Consider the following 14,753-nt stretch of genomic DNA (forward strand, 5'->3'; position numbering starts at 1 on the left):
TCCGTCGAGGGAGGGGACCACGCTGGACCCGTCGACACGTTCGCGCCGTCATCCGCCCCGGCCCGGCCGCGGCCGGCGTACAGGACGTGCGGGACACCCACGGAACGAACCGGACCGTACGGCTGGAACCCCGCGCGGACCCCGGTGAACAAACCATCGAGGAGCCGGACCCATGACCGACGCCGCGCCGCACCCCACGTCCGTGCGCGAACTGCTGTTCGGCGCCGACGGTGAAGCCGCTGCCGAAACACTCGCCGACGCGGCACACGAACACGAGGTCGCCACGCTGCTCGGGCGCGGCGCCCAGAGCCTGACGGACAGCGCGGGCCGCACCGTCGAGCAGGAGATCGGCACGGTGGTCGACGGCTTCCTGAGCCTGGATCTGCTCGACCTGGTGGCCGCCGGATGGGCCAAACACGGCGCGCTCGTCCAGGCCGCACACCGCACCCGCGCCGCGCCGGACACCGAGGAGGTCGTCGCACTGGCCACCCACCAGGTCACCTCCACCCATCGCCCGTGCGTCGACCTGACCGTCGACGGCGTCCGCGTCGGCACCCTGGACATCCGCCTCACCGTCGCCTTCGACATCGAGGGCATGCAGGCGGTCGTCCGGCAGGCCCGGCTGACGTCGCTGCGCTGCGGCACCTGTACGACCACCGGCACCCTGGCGATGCAGGAGTCGGTCGTCGCCACTCGCCGCTGCGGCCTGGACCTGCCGGGCGCCGTGCGACTCAGGTCGGGCATCGCGCTGCTCCCGACGCCCGAACAGGTGCCGCCCGCCGACCCGGCGTAGGCCCCGGCCGGGCCACGAACGAGGCCGCGTGGCGCGGCGGTTCCGCTACCGCCAACCGAAGCCCGGTTCCAGGCCGGCACTCAGGGAAGGGGTGCCGAAGCCGTACGAGACGCCCGTGCCGAGTCGTGCACGTAGCGGGTGGTCCCGGTGCGGTCGGTCACCGCGGCCGGACGGTCCTCCGCGTCCCAAGTGACGTGCTGCGCATCGCCGTTCGGGCCGGGACGAACGGTGGTGGCGCCGGTGGGGCCGTAGGTGTACGACTGCTCGCCGGCGTTGCCAGGGCCGGTGGTGACGGACCGCACGGTGTGCGGCTGGGGGGCGCCCGCCGGTGGGTAGTGGTAGGTACGGACGGTCTCGGCCGCGCCGTTCGGGCCCTGCCGGGTCTCCACGTGCCGGTTGCCGGCGGCGTCGTCGCCAGGACCGGGCGCGCGGCGCCGTCGAATCGGGTCGTGGTGTAGGCCGGGACGGCGATCGGATCGGCGCCGACCAGGTTGCCGTCCGGCTCGCCGACGGAGTTGTACGCGCTGTTGGTGCGCACGACCAGACCGCGCGGGTCGTGGAACGTGTCGGTGACCACCCGACCGCCGCCCCAGGCCGGCTTTTGCGTCTGGCGTGCGCGCAACATGCCATCGTGCAGGCTGTATTCGGTCACCAGGCCGCCGTCCGCCTTGGCGGTCGCGGTGGCCACGTGGCTCGTGCCGTCCTTGCGCATCGTGTAGGTGTAACGCTCATGCAGTCGGCGGGATCCGGCGGCGCTGCCGGGCATCCAGACCTCGGTGAGCCGACCGAGCGGGTCGCGGACGAACTCGGTGCGCCGCCCGTTGGCGTCGACGACCGCCTGCGGCTCCGCCCAGGCGCGGAACAGCGTCGTGGTGGTCGTGTGGCCGAGCGGGTTGGTGCTCGTCGAGGTCTGCGGAGGGCCGGTCGGCGGAGCGAAGGCGGTGACGGTCCTGCGGTCCAGCGCGTCGACCGACTCCAGCACCCGGCCGTGCACGTCGTGGCGGGTCCGGGTCACCGGAACGTACCGGGGTCGACCGTCCGCGTAGGCCGCGACCTTCTCCCGGAGAGTCGCGTCCCCGGCGGTCGGTGGCTCCGCCCACGCCAGGCCGTCGTAGTGGGTGCGTTCGTCGGAGACGGCGTGCTCCGGAAAGCGCGGCGGCGTGGCGCACCCGACGGCGACAACCTCGACGCGGCCGACCGCGGACACCGGCCGGGTCTCCCGATTGCGCGTGTAGGACGTGCGCGGGCACCGGTCGTCGCCCGGGATCGCGGCCCGGGAGTGGATCCAGCCGAGGGTGCGCAGCCCGTGTCCGCCCTCGCAGGCGCTGTCGAGCGAGGTGAAGGTGTCCGTGCCGTCGCGGCACGCGAAGAGCAGCCGGGTGCCGGGGCGTTGGACGAGGGAGAGGACGCCGATCCGCCCTTCCGCGCGGTAGCCCGGGGCCGTCCCGCCCACGGTGCTGGTGTGGTCCGCCGGCGCGTCCGGCTGCACATAACGGATCAGCGGGGCGTACGCGCGCAGCCGGCCCAACCGGAACTCGCGGGTACCGCCGCCTTCGCAGTCGTCGTGCACGGAGTCGTAGTGCTCGCCGCCGGCTGTGCGACAGCGGTACAGGTCGATCACCGTTTCGTCGCCCGGGGCTTCGGCATGGATCGACCCCAACGCGCCGAGCAGGCGGTGACCTTCGCAGCGCGGGTCGACCGACGTGAACTGGTCGTCGCCGAGCAGGCAGGAGTACAGCACTCGGGTGCCGGCGGCCCCCTCCGGGGCGTACCAGCCCAGTTCGTACTCCAGGTGGGATCCCGGGGGTGCCAGTCCCGCCGCTCCGGCGCCGCCGGTGGTGGTGTGCTCGCCGTCGTGCGCGAGGCTGCGGTGCAGCCCGTCCCGGGCGAACACCGTTCCCTCGGTGGGGTCGTCGGCCTCGTCGGCGATCTGGTCCGGCGCCCGCACACCGCGGTAGAGGCGCACGTCGTCGATCGCGCCGGCCCAGAATTCGTCCGGGACCCCGCGCGTGAGGTGGGCGCCGATCCGCAGTCCCTCGTCGATCGGCCGGCTCGGGCCCGCGCGGGCGACGGCCTGGAGCACGCCGTCCACGTACAGGCGCAGTTCCTCGGCGGCCGTGTCGTGGACCCCGGCCAGGTGCGTCCATCGGCCTGTTACTGCGGTCACGGGCGCGGTGGCGGTCCACCTCGGGGCGTCGTCCGTGTCGTCGGCGGTGACCACGAACTCCCAGGCCCGGCGCCGGGCGTCGTAACGCAGCGCGGATCGGGCGGTGCCGGCCCCGGACCGGCTGACCGCGGTCATGTCGGTGCGCGCCGCGTCGGCACGGACTCGGGCGCCGACGGTGAAGCCCGCGTCGGTGCGGGCCGGCACCCCCGCCCCCACGACGTGATCGTCGACGCCGTCCGGCAGGACGGCGCGGCCGGTGCCGACCGGGGTCCACGAGGCTCCGCCCACGAACGTGCCGGCGCGACGTTGCCCGGAGGTGTCCGCGGTGGAGTCGGGGGTGTTCTCCTCGAACGTCCAGCGTCCGGCGGGCTCGGCGGGCTTGGTGGCGAGGGTGTGTACGTCGCTGTCCGGGGCGACCCGATCGCCCGGGTTCACCCGGCCGTCGGTCAGCACCCGGTCGTACAGCCGCACGTCGTCGACGGCGCCGGGCCGGAAGTCGACCGCCGCACCGTCGAATCGGGCGTCTCCGATGTGTACGGGGCCGGCGGCGTGCCAGCGCGTGGCATGCGGTGCCCGGCCGGCGAACCTGCCGTCCACGTACAGCCTGATCTGTTCCTCGCCCGCGTCGTAGACACCGACGAGGTGTGTCCACACGTGCGGGCGGACCGGGGCGTCGCCCGACACCCGGTCCCCCGCGAAGTCGTCGACGTCGGCGCTCGGCACGGTGAACGCCCATTGTCGGGTGTCGCTGCGGTACTGCGGATAGAACCCGCTCGCCCGGTCCCCGGCCTGGCTCACGGCGGTGCGCCAGGAACCGTCGAGGCGGTCCAGGCGCACCCAGGCCACAACCGAGAAGCTGCCGCCCGTGTGGATCGTCGAGGTGGGGCCCAGCGACAGATGCCCGGCGAGGCCGTCGAACCACACGGCGTCGCCGACCCGGCCGGTGTCCCAGGCCGTCTGTCCCGGGACCAGCGTCCCGGTGCTGCCGCGTCCGAGCGCGTCCGGCACGGCGGTCTCGGGGGCGTGGCCGTCCAGGCGCCAGTGCCGCACCGGTGGGAAGCGGGTGGTGCGGACGCGGAAGTGGTAGGCCGTCGGCGGGCTTTCGTTGCCGGCGCGGTCCACGCCGACCACGTACAGGTCGTGCGGATCGCCGACGGCCGGGGTCACCTCCACCGAGGCCGCGCCGTCGACCGCGGCCACCTCGCGGGTCGGCGGGGTGACCAGGCCGTACCTGAACCGGACGATGTCCGCGTCGCCGCCGGTGCGCAGCGCGAACCGGCCGGTCCTGCCGATGCCGCCGCCGAACCCGTCGGGCGGATAGTCGGTGGATCCGACGATCGGGGGTGCGGCCGGGGCCGTCCCGTCGACGGTGACGTCGCACCAGCCGGACCACGGGCCGTGTGCCGTGCCGTCCCACCCGCGCACCCGCCACCCGATCCTGGCGCCGTCGCCGAACACGTCGTCCGGGACGGCGACGGAGAACGAGGTCCCCGAGGTCCGCATGACGGTGCCGCGGGAGCCCAGCGGGCGCTCGCCACGCGCCCACCACTCGAACTCGGCCGCGCCCGGCCCGCCGTCCGGGTCGCCGACCGTTGCGCGCAGTGTCGGCGTGCCGGTGCGCACGTACGGCTCGTGGGGCTGCACGCCGCAGGCGAGGTCGCCGTTCCGGTCGCCGACCGCCAGGGCCGAGGGCGGTTCCGGAGGGGAGTTGTAGCCGACGATCAGCCTGGGGTCGGGCCGGAACTTCTTCCACTGGTACCGGTCGCCTTCGTCGGGCGCGCGCAACATCAGCGTCACGAGCCGGTTGCCGGCCGCGGCGTCCTGTGCCGCGGCGGTGACGTCGAACCCCACCCAGTCGACCGGGCACCGGGAGTCGTACCCGTTGGCGACGGTCCGGGTGTCGAGTTCGCGAATCGCCGGGGGCTGGGTGTCCCAGGTGGTCCAGGGCTCCACGACGCCGGTCTGCCACACCTGCACGGGTTGGGGCGTGCACGAGGGTGCGTACGATTCGAAGACGTTGAACTCGGCGCGGAGCACCTGCTTTCCGGCCAACGCGCCCACGTCGTATTGGAAGTAGGAACGCACCAGCACGGTGGGCCGCTCCCACGAACTGAAGCCGACCTTGGCGACTCCGTCACCGTCGCCCGGCCAGTAGGACTGTCCGCGCAGGTCGCCGGGGAGGCCGTACACCAGTGCCCAGCCACCCGGTCCCGACGACCACTGCGGCTGGTTGTCCCCCGCGCGAAGCCGGTTCGCCGGTGCGGCCGCGCCGTGTGGTCGCAGGGACTGTTCGCGGGTGAACGTCCCTTCCGGATTGGCGAACACCCGTGCGGCGTCGCCGCGCTCGGCCACCACCTCGACGCGCTCCCGGGTGGCCCGGGCCCGCGCCGACGCGCCGGCGGCCGTCGGCATGACGTCGGCGGTCGCCCGGGCGGGGCCGCCCGACGTCGGGGGTGCGGTCGCCCGTGCCGTCTCGGCGCGCAGCGTCGGCGCGCACAGCAGGAGAACGAGCAGGGCGAGCAGCACCCTTGGCGGGTGCGAGCGCAGGTGGCCCATGTGAGTCTCTCCGTGGCGCTTCGGTGCCGGCGACCACGCACGCGGCAACGCGGCACTGTGCCAACCAACAATCCAGTCGAGCCATTTGATCACGGATTGTCGACGACCACTCGCTCTTTGCCACGAAAACCGCCCGTACGAGGGGCATAACGGGTCGGGTCGCCGGGACGCGGCGTTCGGGCGGCGGCCGTTGGTAGCCTTCGGCATGGCCGTCATCCACCACACCACCCTCACCCCGAGCAAGCTCGAACTGCTCACCGCCTGGCTGCCCTCGCGTCCGTGGTACCGCGGTGGCTCGGCGCAACCGCGGTTGGCCAGGGCCGGCGGTTTCCGGCTGGACGACCCACGCGGCGAGGTCGGGATCGAGTTCGCCGTAATCACCGACGGCTCCGGCCCCCGGCCGACCACCTACCTGGTGCCGCTCACCTATCGCGGCGCCCCGCTCGACGGGGCGGAGCACGCCCTCGTCGGCACCATGGAGCACGGCGTACTGGGCCGGCGCTGGGCCTACGACGGCTGCCAGGATCCCGTATCCATCGCCCGGTTGGCCGCCCTGATCGAGGGTCGGGCGCAGGCCCAGGACCAGGGCGTCAGCGACCTCCCCGACCCGGAGGTCGTCGCCGCCTACACCGGTGCGGGCGCCATCCCCACGGACTTCACCACCGCCGACGACCACGAGGGCACCGCGCTGACCACGCCGGACGGCCCGACGCTGCGCCTGCACCGGGTCCTACGGCCTGCCGCAGACGGCCCGTTCGTGCTTCCGCAGGGAGCGACCGGCCACGTCGGCGGTCCCTGGCGGACGCCGGAAGGCACCCGCGCCCGGGGCCTGTTCGCCGTCCTGCACCCGAACACCCGGGCGTAGTCCGGTCAGGGGCGGGTCGCCGGGGGTTTGCCGCCGACCGCGTGCATGATGCGGGTACAACTCCTGAGCAGGCGGCGGCCGGTGCGCTCGATCTCGCGCACGGTCATCTCGCGCTGCGGTTGCACCGAAAGGTTCATCTGTGTACGGCCTTCGGCGTCGAAGACCGGCGCGCTCATCGCACTGACCGGATGCCGACCGTCGCCTTCGAGGTCGCCGGGGAGATACTCGGCCTGGCGCAGTTCGGCCAACAGCGCCATCACCATCGGCTGGAGACCCTCGGCGAGCGGGTCGTCGCTGAGTTCGGCGAGCGCGTGGCGCAGCCGTACGCCCGCCGGGGTCAGCCGCTCGACGCTGTAGCCGCGGGTCCTGATCGCGGCGAGCGAGTCGAGCAACGGCTCGCGCGGCGCGCGGTGTTCGGTGCGCCGGGCCCATTCGTCGATCACCGCCCGGTCGCTCCAGGCCACGAACACCCCGCCGAACGGCGGTGCCAGCGGGATGCGGCGACCGATTCGCACCGCACCGTCGTCCGGCCCGGTGCCGGCGTACGCGACGATCACCAGATGGTCCTCGCTGCGGATCGCCGCCGTCGTCTGCAGGCCGAGTTCGTCGGTGAGCGTCGCCGCCTCCGCCTGGGCCAGGTGTACGGCGGGAAACGCCCGCTCGGCCGCGCGGCCCGCCGCCACCAGCGCCGGACCCAGCGTGAACGTCTTGTCGACCGGATTGCGGATCAGGTAGTCGGCCCCGGCGAGGCTCGCGGTCACCGCGTGGCACGTGGCCTTGCTCATGCCCAGCGCACGCGCGATGTCGCTGAGGCTGAACGCCTGGGCGGGTCGACTCGCCAGCAGTTCCAGGACGCCGACGACCCGGTCGGTCGGCGGCGACGGACTCGCCTCCGAGGCCGTGGTGCCGATTGCGCCCTCGCCGACCGCCGCCATGGTTTCGCCCCCACCCTCGTGTCCCCGCCCGCGGCCTCACCGGCGCGCGCCACACCCTACCGAGTGTCCCCCCGCGCTTCGGCGCGCAGCCGATCGCGCCGTCGTCCCGGCCGCGTGGCGGAGGCCGCCCGGCGCGGTCCAGCCACTGCCTGCGGCGAAGCGGACGGGGCGGGAGCAACTCCCTTGGCCGGCAGGCTCGATCCGGTCGACGTGGGTGCCGTGGGTGGCGCCCGCCGCCCCTCGCCCGGATGGCGCTCGAACATGTTCGAGCGCGGGGGATGGGCTCCGTTCGGGCGCCCCGCACACCCACAAGCCCCCCAACCTGTTGTTTTTTGTCGGGTCGCGCCGGTCGCCGCCACCGAGAATTACTCTTCGTAGCTGATTCACTACTGCGGATAGATCCTTTCGTCGGCCGTCACCACCCGCAGGAGACTCTTCATGGCCACGACCACGGCACAGCCCACCACCATCGACGACGTCATCGCGCGCATGCGGCAGATCGACACCGAACTCGATCCGAGCGACGGCGTCGCCTGCTTCAACCACATGTATCTCAAGGTCACCGAGCTGGTGAAGGAAAAGGTCACCGCGGGCTCGTTCAAGGACAACGCGTTCCTGGAGCGCATGGACGTCATCTTCGCCGGCCTGTATCTGCGCAACGTCGAGGCCGCCAAGGCCGGCCGCTCGGTCGACCGGGCCTGGGCGCCGCTGTTCCGCGCCCGCGACAACCGGGTGATCTGGCCGATCCAGTTCGCCCTGGCCGGGATGAACGCGCACATCAACCACGACCTGGCCGTCGCCGTCGTCGAGACCTGCGCCGAACGCCACACCACACCCGACACGCCGCCGGTCCAGGAGGACTACGACAAGGTCAACGACCTGCTCGCCGACGCCGAGGCGGAGGTACGCGCGGAGTTCGAGATCCGGATCGTCAAGGTCGCCACCCGCGACGCCGAACTGCTCAAGCACGCCGTCTCCGGCTTCTCCATCGCCGGCGCCCGCAAGGCCGCCTGGATCACCGCGCAATCGTTGTGGAACGACAAGCGCATCGGCTCGCTGATCTACCGCAGCCACGAGGAGGCGCTCGGCGAAACCGTCGGCAAGGTCGGCCACGGCATCCTGCTGCCCGTCGTTCCCCCTCCCCCGGCGTAGGCGCACACACGCCGACCGGCCACGCGCCTCCCTTCCCATCGCCTCCGCCCGGAGGGGAGGCGCGCCCGGGCTCCGCGCGAAACGGCAAGCCGGATCCGGGCATTGCGGGGGGTAGGATCACCGTCGCGCGTGCGCAGGTGTCGCGGTGACGCTGTGGCCACGCGAACGGCGCTGCGACCATCCGACCGAAGGGGCGTACCTCCATGACGGTCGACCCACCCGGGGAACCGCCCGATCATCTCTCGGACTGGTTCTGGGCGACCGTCGAGACCGTGTGCCGCGATCCCGACCGCGTCGACGCCGCACTCACCGCGATGGAGCCGGGCGACCTGGAGCGCTTGCACCGCCAACTCTGGGAGGCGGTGGTCGAACTCCTCTGCGACCCGTTCACGCCGTACCTGCCCGACTCCGAGGACGGTGCCGAGGACGTCGCGCACTGGGTGGTGAGCCGGGGCCGCGCCCACTACCACGCGCTGTGGGCACGACCCGAGACGTTCCCCTCGTGGCGGCCGGGGCTGCCCGGGCTGACCGTCGGGCAGGTGGCCGAGGTACACCACCGCCGCACCGGCCGGACCCTGGAGTGGGACTGGGATTGACCCCGGGTGTCGGTGGGAGCCGGTGGGTGTCAGTGGAACGTCATCGGAGCCTCGGGACGCGGGGCCGCCACCGGGCCGGCCGTGTAGCCGCCGTCCACGCGGAAGTCCGCGCCGGTGATGTAGGACGCCCCGGGCGATGCCAGGAAGGCGGCCATGTGCGCGATCTCGTCGACCTCGCCGGCCCGGCCCAGGGGCAGTCCGGCGAAGCGCGTGTCGGTCTCGGCGCCGCTGCGGTCGTCGGGCAACATCGCGGTCCTGATCGCACCGGGCACCAGGGCGTTGACCCGGATGCCGGCCGGGCCGAGTTCGGTGGCGGCGGTGCGGGTGAGGCCGCGTACGCCCCACTTGGACGCGGAGTACGCCGACGCCCACGCCTGTCCCTGAACGCCGCTGATCGACGCGATGTTGACGATCGCCCCGCCGCCGGCGGCGCGCATCACCGGTGCGACCGCGCGGATGCCGAGGAAGGTGCCCACGAGGTTGATGTCGAGGATGCGGCGGAAGGCGTCCGGCGTCTCGTCCTCGATGGCCACGATGCGCATCGCTGCCGCGTTGTTGACCAGTACGTCCACCCCGCCGAACCGCTCGACGGCCGCTTCGACGGCTCTGGTCCAGTCGTCCTCGGCGCTGACGTCGTGCCGGATGTACGAGGCACGATCGCCGAGTTCGGCGGCCACCTTCGCAACGGCGTCCTCTTGCACGTCGGTCAGCAGGACGCGCGCGCCACATTGCACGAACAGGCGTGCCTCGGCGGCTCCTTGGCCCTGTGCGGCGCCGGTGATCAGGACCGCTAGACCGTCGAGGTCGTACATACGGGAACTCCCGGAGATCATTTTATGTACTGGCGACACTTATATACGCGCGCCACCTGACAAAGTCCATAGCCGTCACCCGCGTCCCGTGTTGCGGCGGGGCGCGGAGCGGGACGGGGCGCGGGGCAGGGTGAGGCCGAGGCGCGGGGATGCCGGGGGGCGGGGTCGGCGCGGTGCCGCGCGCGGTTGGGGCGGCGCGCGGCCGAGGTGGGGCGGGCACGGGGTGGGGAGGTGTGGGGGCGGCTCGGGGGGGTTGTTGTCAGGGGGTGGTGGTCAGGATTTCGCCGAGGCGGCGGTGGGCGAGGTAGTTCTTGGCGAGGTGGAAGTCGAAGGCGCCGATGATGGTGTGTTCGTCGATGTCGACGCCGTCGAAGGTGTGGCCGACGCCGCCTCGGGGGACCGCGACGATGTCGCCGGGGTCGGCGAAGTTGACCCACTTGGCCACCCCCGGTGGACGCGCGCCGCGACCGTCGACGGGCGCCGGGCGCAAACGAGGCAGGACGGCGTGCGGCAGGGCCAGGGGTGAGCCGAGGGTGACCAGGAGGTCGATGCTCAGGTCGGGGCGGGCCCACAGGGCCTCGTAGGCGACGACGGACCCGAGGGAGTGCGCGACGACCACGCGGGCGCCGGTGGCTTCGAGGGCGTCGACGACTCGGGCGCGGGCGGCGGCCCGGCCGGGGCTGTCCGGGTTCCTCAGGTAGGCCGGGACCTCCCGGCACAGACCGGCCACGAACCACTTCGTGGCGGGCGGGCCCAGGACGCGCATCCGGGCCAGGGTCTCGACGGCCTGACGCACCTCGATGGTCGACTCGCCCGCCGCGACCCCCACCGGCAGGTCGAACTCGTCCAGCCAGTGGCCGGCGAACTCGGCCTCGAACGGGTCCAGATCGTCGAGCCCGTCGTCGCCCCCCTGCCGTCCGCGCCGACGCAGCAGATCGGCGTAGTACGCCACCCGCACGCGCGGCGCCGGCGCGGTCGACCCGGCCCGGCGCAGCGCGGTGGCCACGCTCGCGCTCCAGACGCCGGACAGGCTGTCGGCCGCGCGTTCGGGCGTCTCGCCCCGGCGGAAGTTCCAGATGCCGTGCACGCCCACGATCGCACCCGTCACGATTCCTCCTCATCGATGCCGGTGGTTCTCCCGGTGGCGGCCGGACCCGTGGGCGATGCACCGCTCCCGTGAACGAGCAGTACGACGTCCGGGTCGAAGCCGACGAGCAATCTTCCCCCGCCGACCATCCCCAGCGCTCGACATTGCGCCGGCAGCCGAATCCGGTCGATACACCGTCCGGTGGTCGGATCCCGGCCCCGCACGGAGCCGTCGTCGGAGCCGGTGGCGGCGACGGAACGCCCGTGCAACGTCGAGGCGTTCACCGGGCCGACACGACCGGTGAGGGGTTCGCCGAGTCGTCGGCCGGCGGTCGGGTCCCACACCCGCACGGTGCGATCGTCGGAGCCGGTCACGGCGACGGGACGCCCGTCCGGCACGGTACCTGCCATCGCCTTCACCATGCGGTCGTGATCGCCGAAGGGTTCGCCGAGTTGCCGGCCCGCGAGCAGGACCCGGATTCGAAGCCGGCGGTCGGCGCTCGCGGTGGCGGCCGACCGGATATGTCCATCGGCGCGTACGCCCCCTGGTAGGGCCCGAGTTGGTGCGCGATCCAGGCAAATACCCCCGAACGAGTGGGGCCTTCGGACCGTACGGCCGCCAGCGCCGTGTTGATCGAGGGGCAACCAGCGGGCGTCCATGTGTTCGCGGGCCTGGCACCGCGACCGGTTCGGGACGCACGGCGACCGCGAGCGCGCGCCCGGCAACGCGACTCACCTACCCCGGGGTTGCGGTGACCACCCGTAGGCCACCCGTCCCGACCTCGTCCAACCACGGTGCCGGCAAGCCGAGTCGGGACCGGCGGCCGGTGAACCGCGCGCCGGCCCTGCCGGTGAAGTGTCGCGCAACGGGGCCGAGGAAGACCTGTGGCGCGGAGGGGATGTCGGCCAGGCGTGCCGCGTTCGGGTCGTGCGCCCGGATTGGGGAAGAACGGCAGGTCGGCTTCTCCTCGGCCGGGGCCATCGCCGTGCGCGGCACCGGCGGAACGGAAGGGCCCCTGATCCGGGTCCATGCAGATCAGGGGGCCCGCTCAGGTTTCCTCGTGTCGCCGGTCCGGGGCCAGGGTGATGGTGGTGGGAATGCCGTGGCCGGCCATCTTCGCGTAGGGGCAGTGTGCGATGGCCCTGGCGAGCAGGCGGTCGGCGGTCTCGCGGGCGACGCCGGGCCAGGTCACCTCCAGTTCGGTGTGCAGCAGATACCCCCCGTCGGAGGGGTCACGGCCCACGGCGACGGTCGCCTCGACCGTGATGGGTGCCGGATCGAGCAGGTGTTGCCGCGCCACCAGGGTGAGTTCGCCGTGCAGCGAGGCGGCGAACGCGGCGGCGGTGAGTTGTTCGGGGTTCGGGCCGCCGGCGTCGCCGCCCAGTTCGGCGGGCATGCGCAGGTCGAACTCCAGGGCGCCGTCCGACGAGCGGGCCCGGCCGGTGGCGCGGCCGTGGGCGAGCGGACCACCGCTCACCGCGACGCGGGCGGCGTAGAGCGGTCTGAACCCGCCTGCGCCCGGCACGCCTTCCGTAGGCGGCGCCGTGACCGGATCGTTCATGGTGTTGCCCTTTCTTCCGAAGCCGCCGAAGCGGCCGCACCCGCCGAGGCCCCCGAAGGTATCGAAGCCCCCGGAGCCACCGGCGCCCGATCGGGAGCGGGATGCGGCCGGCCGCCCTGCCAGCCCCGCAGCTTGTCGGGATTGAGCATGATCCACACGGCGGTGACGTCACCCTCGGCGACACTCACACCGACCACCGCCACGACCCGCCCCTCGGCGCCGAGGAGCAGCCCGGCCCGGCCGTTGACGGAGGCGACCGAGACCACCGGGTGTGGCGGATCGCCCAGCAGGTCCTTGACGAAGCGGGCGACCGCCTCCGCGCCGTGGGTCGGCTCGACCGCAGCACGCACCTTGCCGCCGCCGTCGCTGACCACGATCGCGTCCGCCGCCAGCATCGCCCGCATGGCCGCCGTGTCGCCGGTGACGCAGGCCGCGGCGAACCGGCGCACGACCTCGTCGTGCCGGGCCGCCACGTCCGGGTCGCCGTGGTCCTGCGTGGGGTTGCGCCGCAGCCACTCGGTGACCGGGTCGGGGTCCGGGCGCGGCCGTGGCGGGTACGCCTCGACGTCCGCCGCGTAGTCGTCCACCGGGGTTTCCGCCGAGGCGGTCGAGGAGAGTCGATCCAGGCAGATGCCTCCGGCGACCCTGGTCAACCAGGCCCGAGGCGGGCCGATCCGCGCGCGTTCGGCGTCGTCGAGGGCGTACCAGCGGCGGTAGGTCTCCTGGAGGATCCGGTCCGCGGCGGCGGCGTCGAACAACCAGGTGGCGATCTCCAGCAGGTGGCGTCGCTCGTCGAGCATCTCCGCCACCGAGGTGGGGGCGGCCGTGCTCATGTCCGGCCCGCCCGGCGCGCGGAGTTCGGCAGGCGGGAAGCCGCCCGCTCCCCGGGCGATGATCCGGCGCGCACACCGGAGGTCAGGATCGTCGGCACGTTGTCCTCACTTCGTTCGTCCCCTCACGTTGGACCGGACGGTCCGCCTCGGTGTGACGGTTCCCGACCCGATCCGTGTCGCCCCGGGTGTCGGTCGCCGAGTCCTCGGGTGTCCCGGGACGGCGACGGCCGGACGGCGCGACGTCGGCTGATGTGGCACCGCTCATACCGTGCCGCCGATCCGTTCGTCCGATGGCACGAAGCCGCCGAGCTTGTCCGCGGTGACGATCCACATCAGGTGCCGGATACCGTCCGACGCGGCGTCGACGGACAGGAGCATGAAACCGGCGGGGCCGCGCGGGACGAGCAGGCCCGCGCGGCCGTTCACCTCCACCCACCGGATCCGCTCCGCCGACCAGAACCTCGGTGCCAGGGCCGCCATGAACCGCGCCACCCGGTTGACGCCGACCACGGGAAAGCGCGCCGCGCCCCTGATGCCGTTGCCGTCGGACGTACTGACCACGTCCGCGGCGAAAAGGTCTTCCAGGGCCGAGACATTGCCCTCCTTGGCGGCATCCAGGAAGGTCTCCATGAGGCGCCGGTGCCGGCCCGCGTCGATGCTCTCGCGCCGCGCGGTGCTCAGGTACTTGCGCGAACGGCTCACCAGTTGGCGGACGTTGGCCGGGCTGAGCCGGAGAATCTCGGCGATCTGTTCGTACGGGTAGTCGAACGCCTCACGCAGGACGTAGGCGGCCCGTTGGGCGGGGGTGAGCTTCTCCAGCAGCAACAGCAGGGCCATTTCCAGCGCCTCGCCCCGCTCGGCCCCGAGCGCGGGATCGGCGCTGGTGTCGACGGGCTCGGGCAACCAGGGACCCAGGTACGTCTCGCGACGGACCCGGGCGGACTGCGCGGCATTGATGGACAGCCGGGTGGTGATCGTGGCCAGGAAGGCCGCCGGGTTGTCGATGATCGAACGCTCGGTGTGCTGCCAGCGCAACCAGGTCTCCTGGACGACGTCCTCGGCCTCCGCCGCGATGCCCAGCATCCGGTAGGCGATGCCGAACAGGCGCGGACGCACTTCGATGAAGATCGCGGCGGCCCGGTCGAGGGAACTCGCCTGATCCTGTCCGTCAAGCTGCATGTTCGATCGCGCCTTCGAGGTGAGGGTGTCGATACCGCGGGCCGAAACGGTCGTCCGGCGGCCGTCTCGTCGCGGCGGGGCATCCGTCGCACGGCCGACGCGGGGGTCCGAGCCCGGCCGGACGCGCGAATGCGCCGCGTGGGGAACCCCCCGCGCGACGCGTCCGTACCTGGGCGGAGTGCGTTCTGCCGCCGCCGTGCCGGCGGGGTACAGCCCC

General features: G+C 73.1%; 13 protein-coding genes. 5 read left to right on the top strand and 8 right to left on the bottom strand.

Annotated features, from left to right (window positions below; all coding sequences use genetic code 11):
- Window positions 1-172: 172 nt before the first annotated feature.
- Window positions 173-793 (top strand): hypothetical protein, encoded by a 621-nt coding sequence (locus ACFXMF_RS41770; RefSeq protein WP_360306899.1) that lies wholly within the window; start codon window positions 173-175, stop codon window positions 791-793.
- 157 nt (window positions 794-950) lie between these two features.
- On the opposite strand, the gene ACFXMF_RS41775 is transcribed toward ACFXMF_RS41770, so the two are convergent.
- On the bottom strand, window positions 951-5,516 hold the full coding sequence (locus ACFXMF_RS41775) for a LamG-like jellyroll fold domain-containing protein (protein ID WP_380017911.1): 4,566 nt from the start codon (window positions 5,514-5,516) through the stop codon (window positions 951-953).
- Window positions 5,517-5,721: 205 nt separating this feature from the next.
- Here ACFXMF_RS41775 and ACFXMF_RS41780 point away from each other — a divergent pair, with 205 nt between their 5' ends.
- Complete coding sequence (locus ACFXMF_RS41780) at window positions 5,722-6,381, top strand: 1,4-alpha-glucan branching protein (protein WP_360306893.1); 660 nt, start codon at window positions 5,722-5,724, stop codon at window positions 6,379-6,381.
- Window positions 6,382-6,386: 5 nt separating this feature from the next.
- Here ACFXMF_RS41780 and ACFXMF_RS41785 read toward each other — a convergent pair whose 3' ends face one another.
- On the bottom strand, window positions 6,387-7,316 hold the full coding sequence (locus ACFXMF_RS41785) for a helix-turn-helix domain-containing protein (RefSeq protein WP_360306890.1): 930 nt from the start codon (window positions 7,314-7,316) through the stop codon (window positions 6,387-6,389).
- A 438-nt stretch (window positions 7,317-7,754) separates the two neighbouring features.
- Between ACFXMF_RS41785 and ACFXMF_RS41790 the strand changes: the two genes are divergently transcribed.
- Together ACFXMF_RS41790 and ACFXMF_RS41795 are read left to right on the top strand one after the other, a co-directional pair.
- Window positions 7,755-8,468 carry a DUF5995 family protein gene (locus tag ACFXMF_RS41790; protein WP_360306887.1) on the top strand — a complete coding sequence of 238 codons (714 nt, stop codon included), beginning with the start codon at window positions 7,755-7,757 and terminating at the stop codon, window positions 8,466-8,468.
- Window positions 8,469-8,671: 203 nt separating this feature from the next.
- Window positions 8,672-9,064, top strand: coding sequence for a hypothetical protein (locus tag ACFXMF_RS41795; protein WP_379991761.1), 393 nt, complete (start codon window positions 8,672-8,674; stop codon window positions 9,062-9,064).
- 29 nt (window positions 9,065-9,093) lie between these two features.
- On the opposite strand, the gene ACFXMF_RS41800 is transcribed toward ACFXMF_RS41795, so the two are convergent.
- The 3 genes from ACFXMF_RS41800 to ACFXMF_RS41810 all read right to left on the bottom strand — a co-directional run bounded on the left by ACFXMF_RS41800 (window position 9,094) and on the right by ACFXMF_RS41810 (window position 11,373).
- Complete coding sequence (locus ACFXMF_RS41800; protein ID WP_379991762.1) at window positions 9,094-9,876, bottom strand: glucose 1-dehydrogenase; 783 nt, start codon at window positions 9,874-9,876, stop codon at window positions 9,094-9,096.
- Window positions 9,877-10,135: 259 nt separating this feature from the next.
- A complete protein-coding gene (locus ACFXMF_RS41805) occupies window positions 10,136-10,984 on the bottom strand; it encodes a serine peptidase (protein ID WP_360306879.1) in 849 nt (282 codons plus the stop codon).
- Window positions 10,981-11,373: a hypothetical protein gene (locus ACFXMF_RS41810; RefSeq protein WP_379991763.1), complete on the bottom strand. Its 393-nt coding sequence runs from the start codon at window positions 11,371-11,373 to the stop codon at window positions 10,981-10,983. Before ACFXMF_RS41810 ends, ACFXMF_RS41805 begins: the two co-directional genes overlap by 4 nt.
- Window positions 11,374-11,391: 18 nt before the next feature.
- On the opposite strand from ACFXMF_RS41810, the gene ACFXMF_RS41815 reads away from it, so the two are divergent.
- A complete protein-coding gene (locus ACFXMF_RS41815; RefSeq protein ID WP_379991764.1) occupies window positions 11,392-11,514 on the top strand; it encodes a hypothetical protein in 123 nt (40 codons plus the stop codon).
- Between the two features lie 497 nt (window positions 11,515-12,011).
- On the opposite strand, the gene ACFXMF_RS41820 is transcribed toward ACFXMF_RS41815, so the two are convergent.
- The 3 genes from ACFXMF_RS41820 to ACFXMF_RS41830 all read right to left on the bottom strand — a co-directional run bounded on the left by ACFXMF_RS41820 (window position 12,012) and on the right by ACFXMF_RS41830 (window position 14,536).
- Entirely contained in the window at window positions 12,012-12,524 is a 513-nt protein-coding gene (locus ACFXMF_RS41820; RefSeq protein WP_360306870.1) for an Ohr family peroxiredoxin, read from the bottom strand.
- Complete coding sequence (locus tag ACFXMF_RS41825) at window positions 12,521-13,357, bottom strand: hypothetical protein (protein ID WP_379991765.1); 837 nt, start codon at window positions 13,355-13,357, stop codon at window positions 12,521-12,523. The genes ACFXMF_RS41820 and ACFXMF_RS41825 overlap by 4 nt, the downstream gene beginning before the upstream one ends.
- 261 nt (window positions 13,358-13,618) lie before the next feature.
- Entirely contained in the window at window positions 13,619-14,536 is a 918-nt protein-coding gene (locus ACFXMF_RS41830; protein WP_379991766.1) for a sigma-70 family RNA polymerase sigma factor, read from the bottom strand.
- Window positions 14,537-14,753: the final 217 nt, after the last annotated feature.

It is taken from the genome of Embleya sp. NPDC059213 (assembly GCF_042754445.1).
Classification (GTDB): domain Bacteria; phylum Actinomycetota; class Actinomycetes; order Streptomycetales; family Streptomycetaceae; genus Embleya.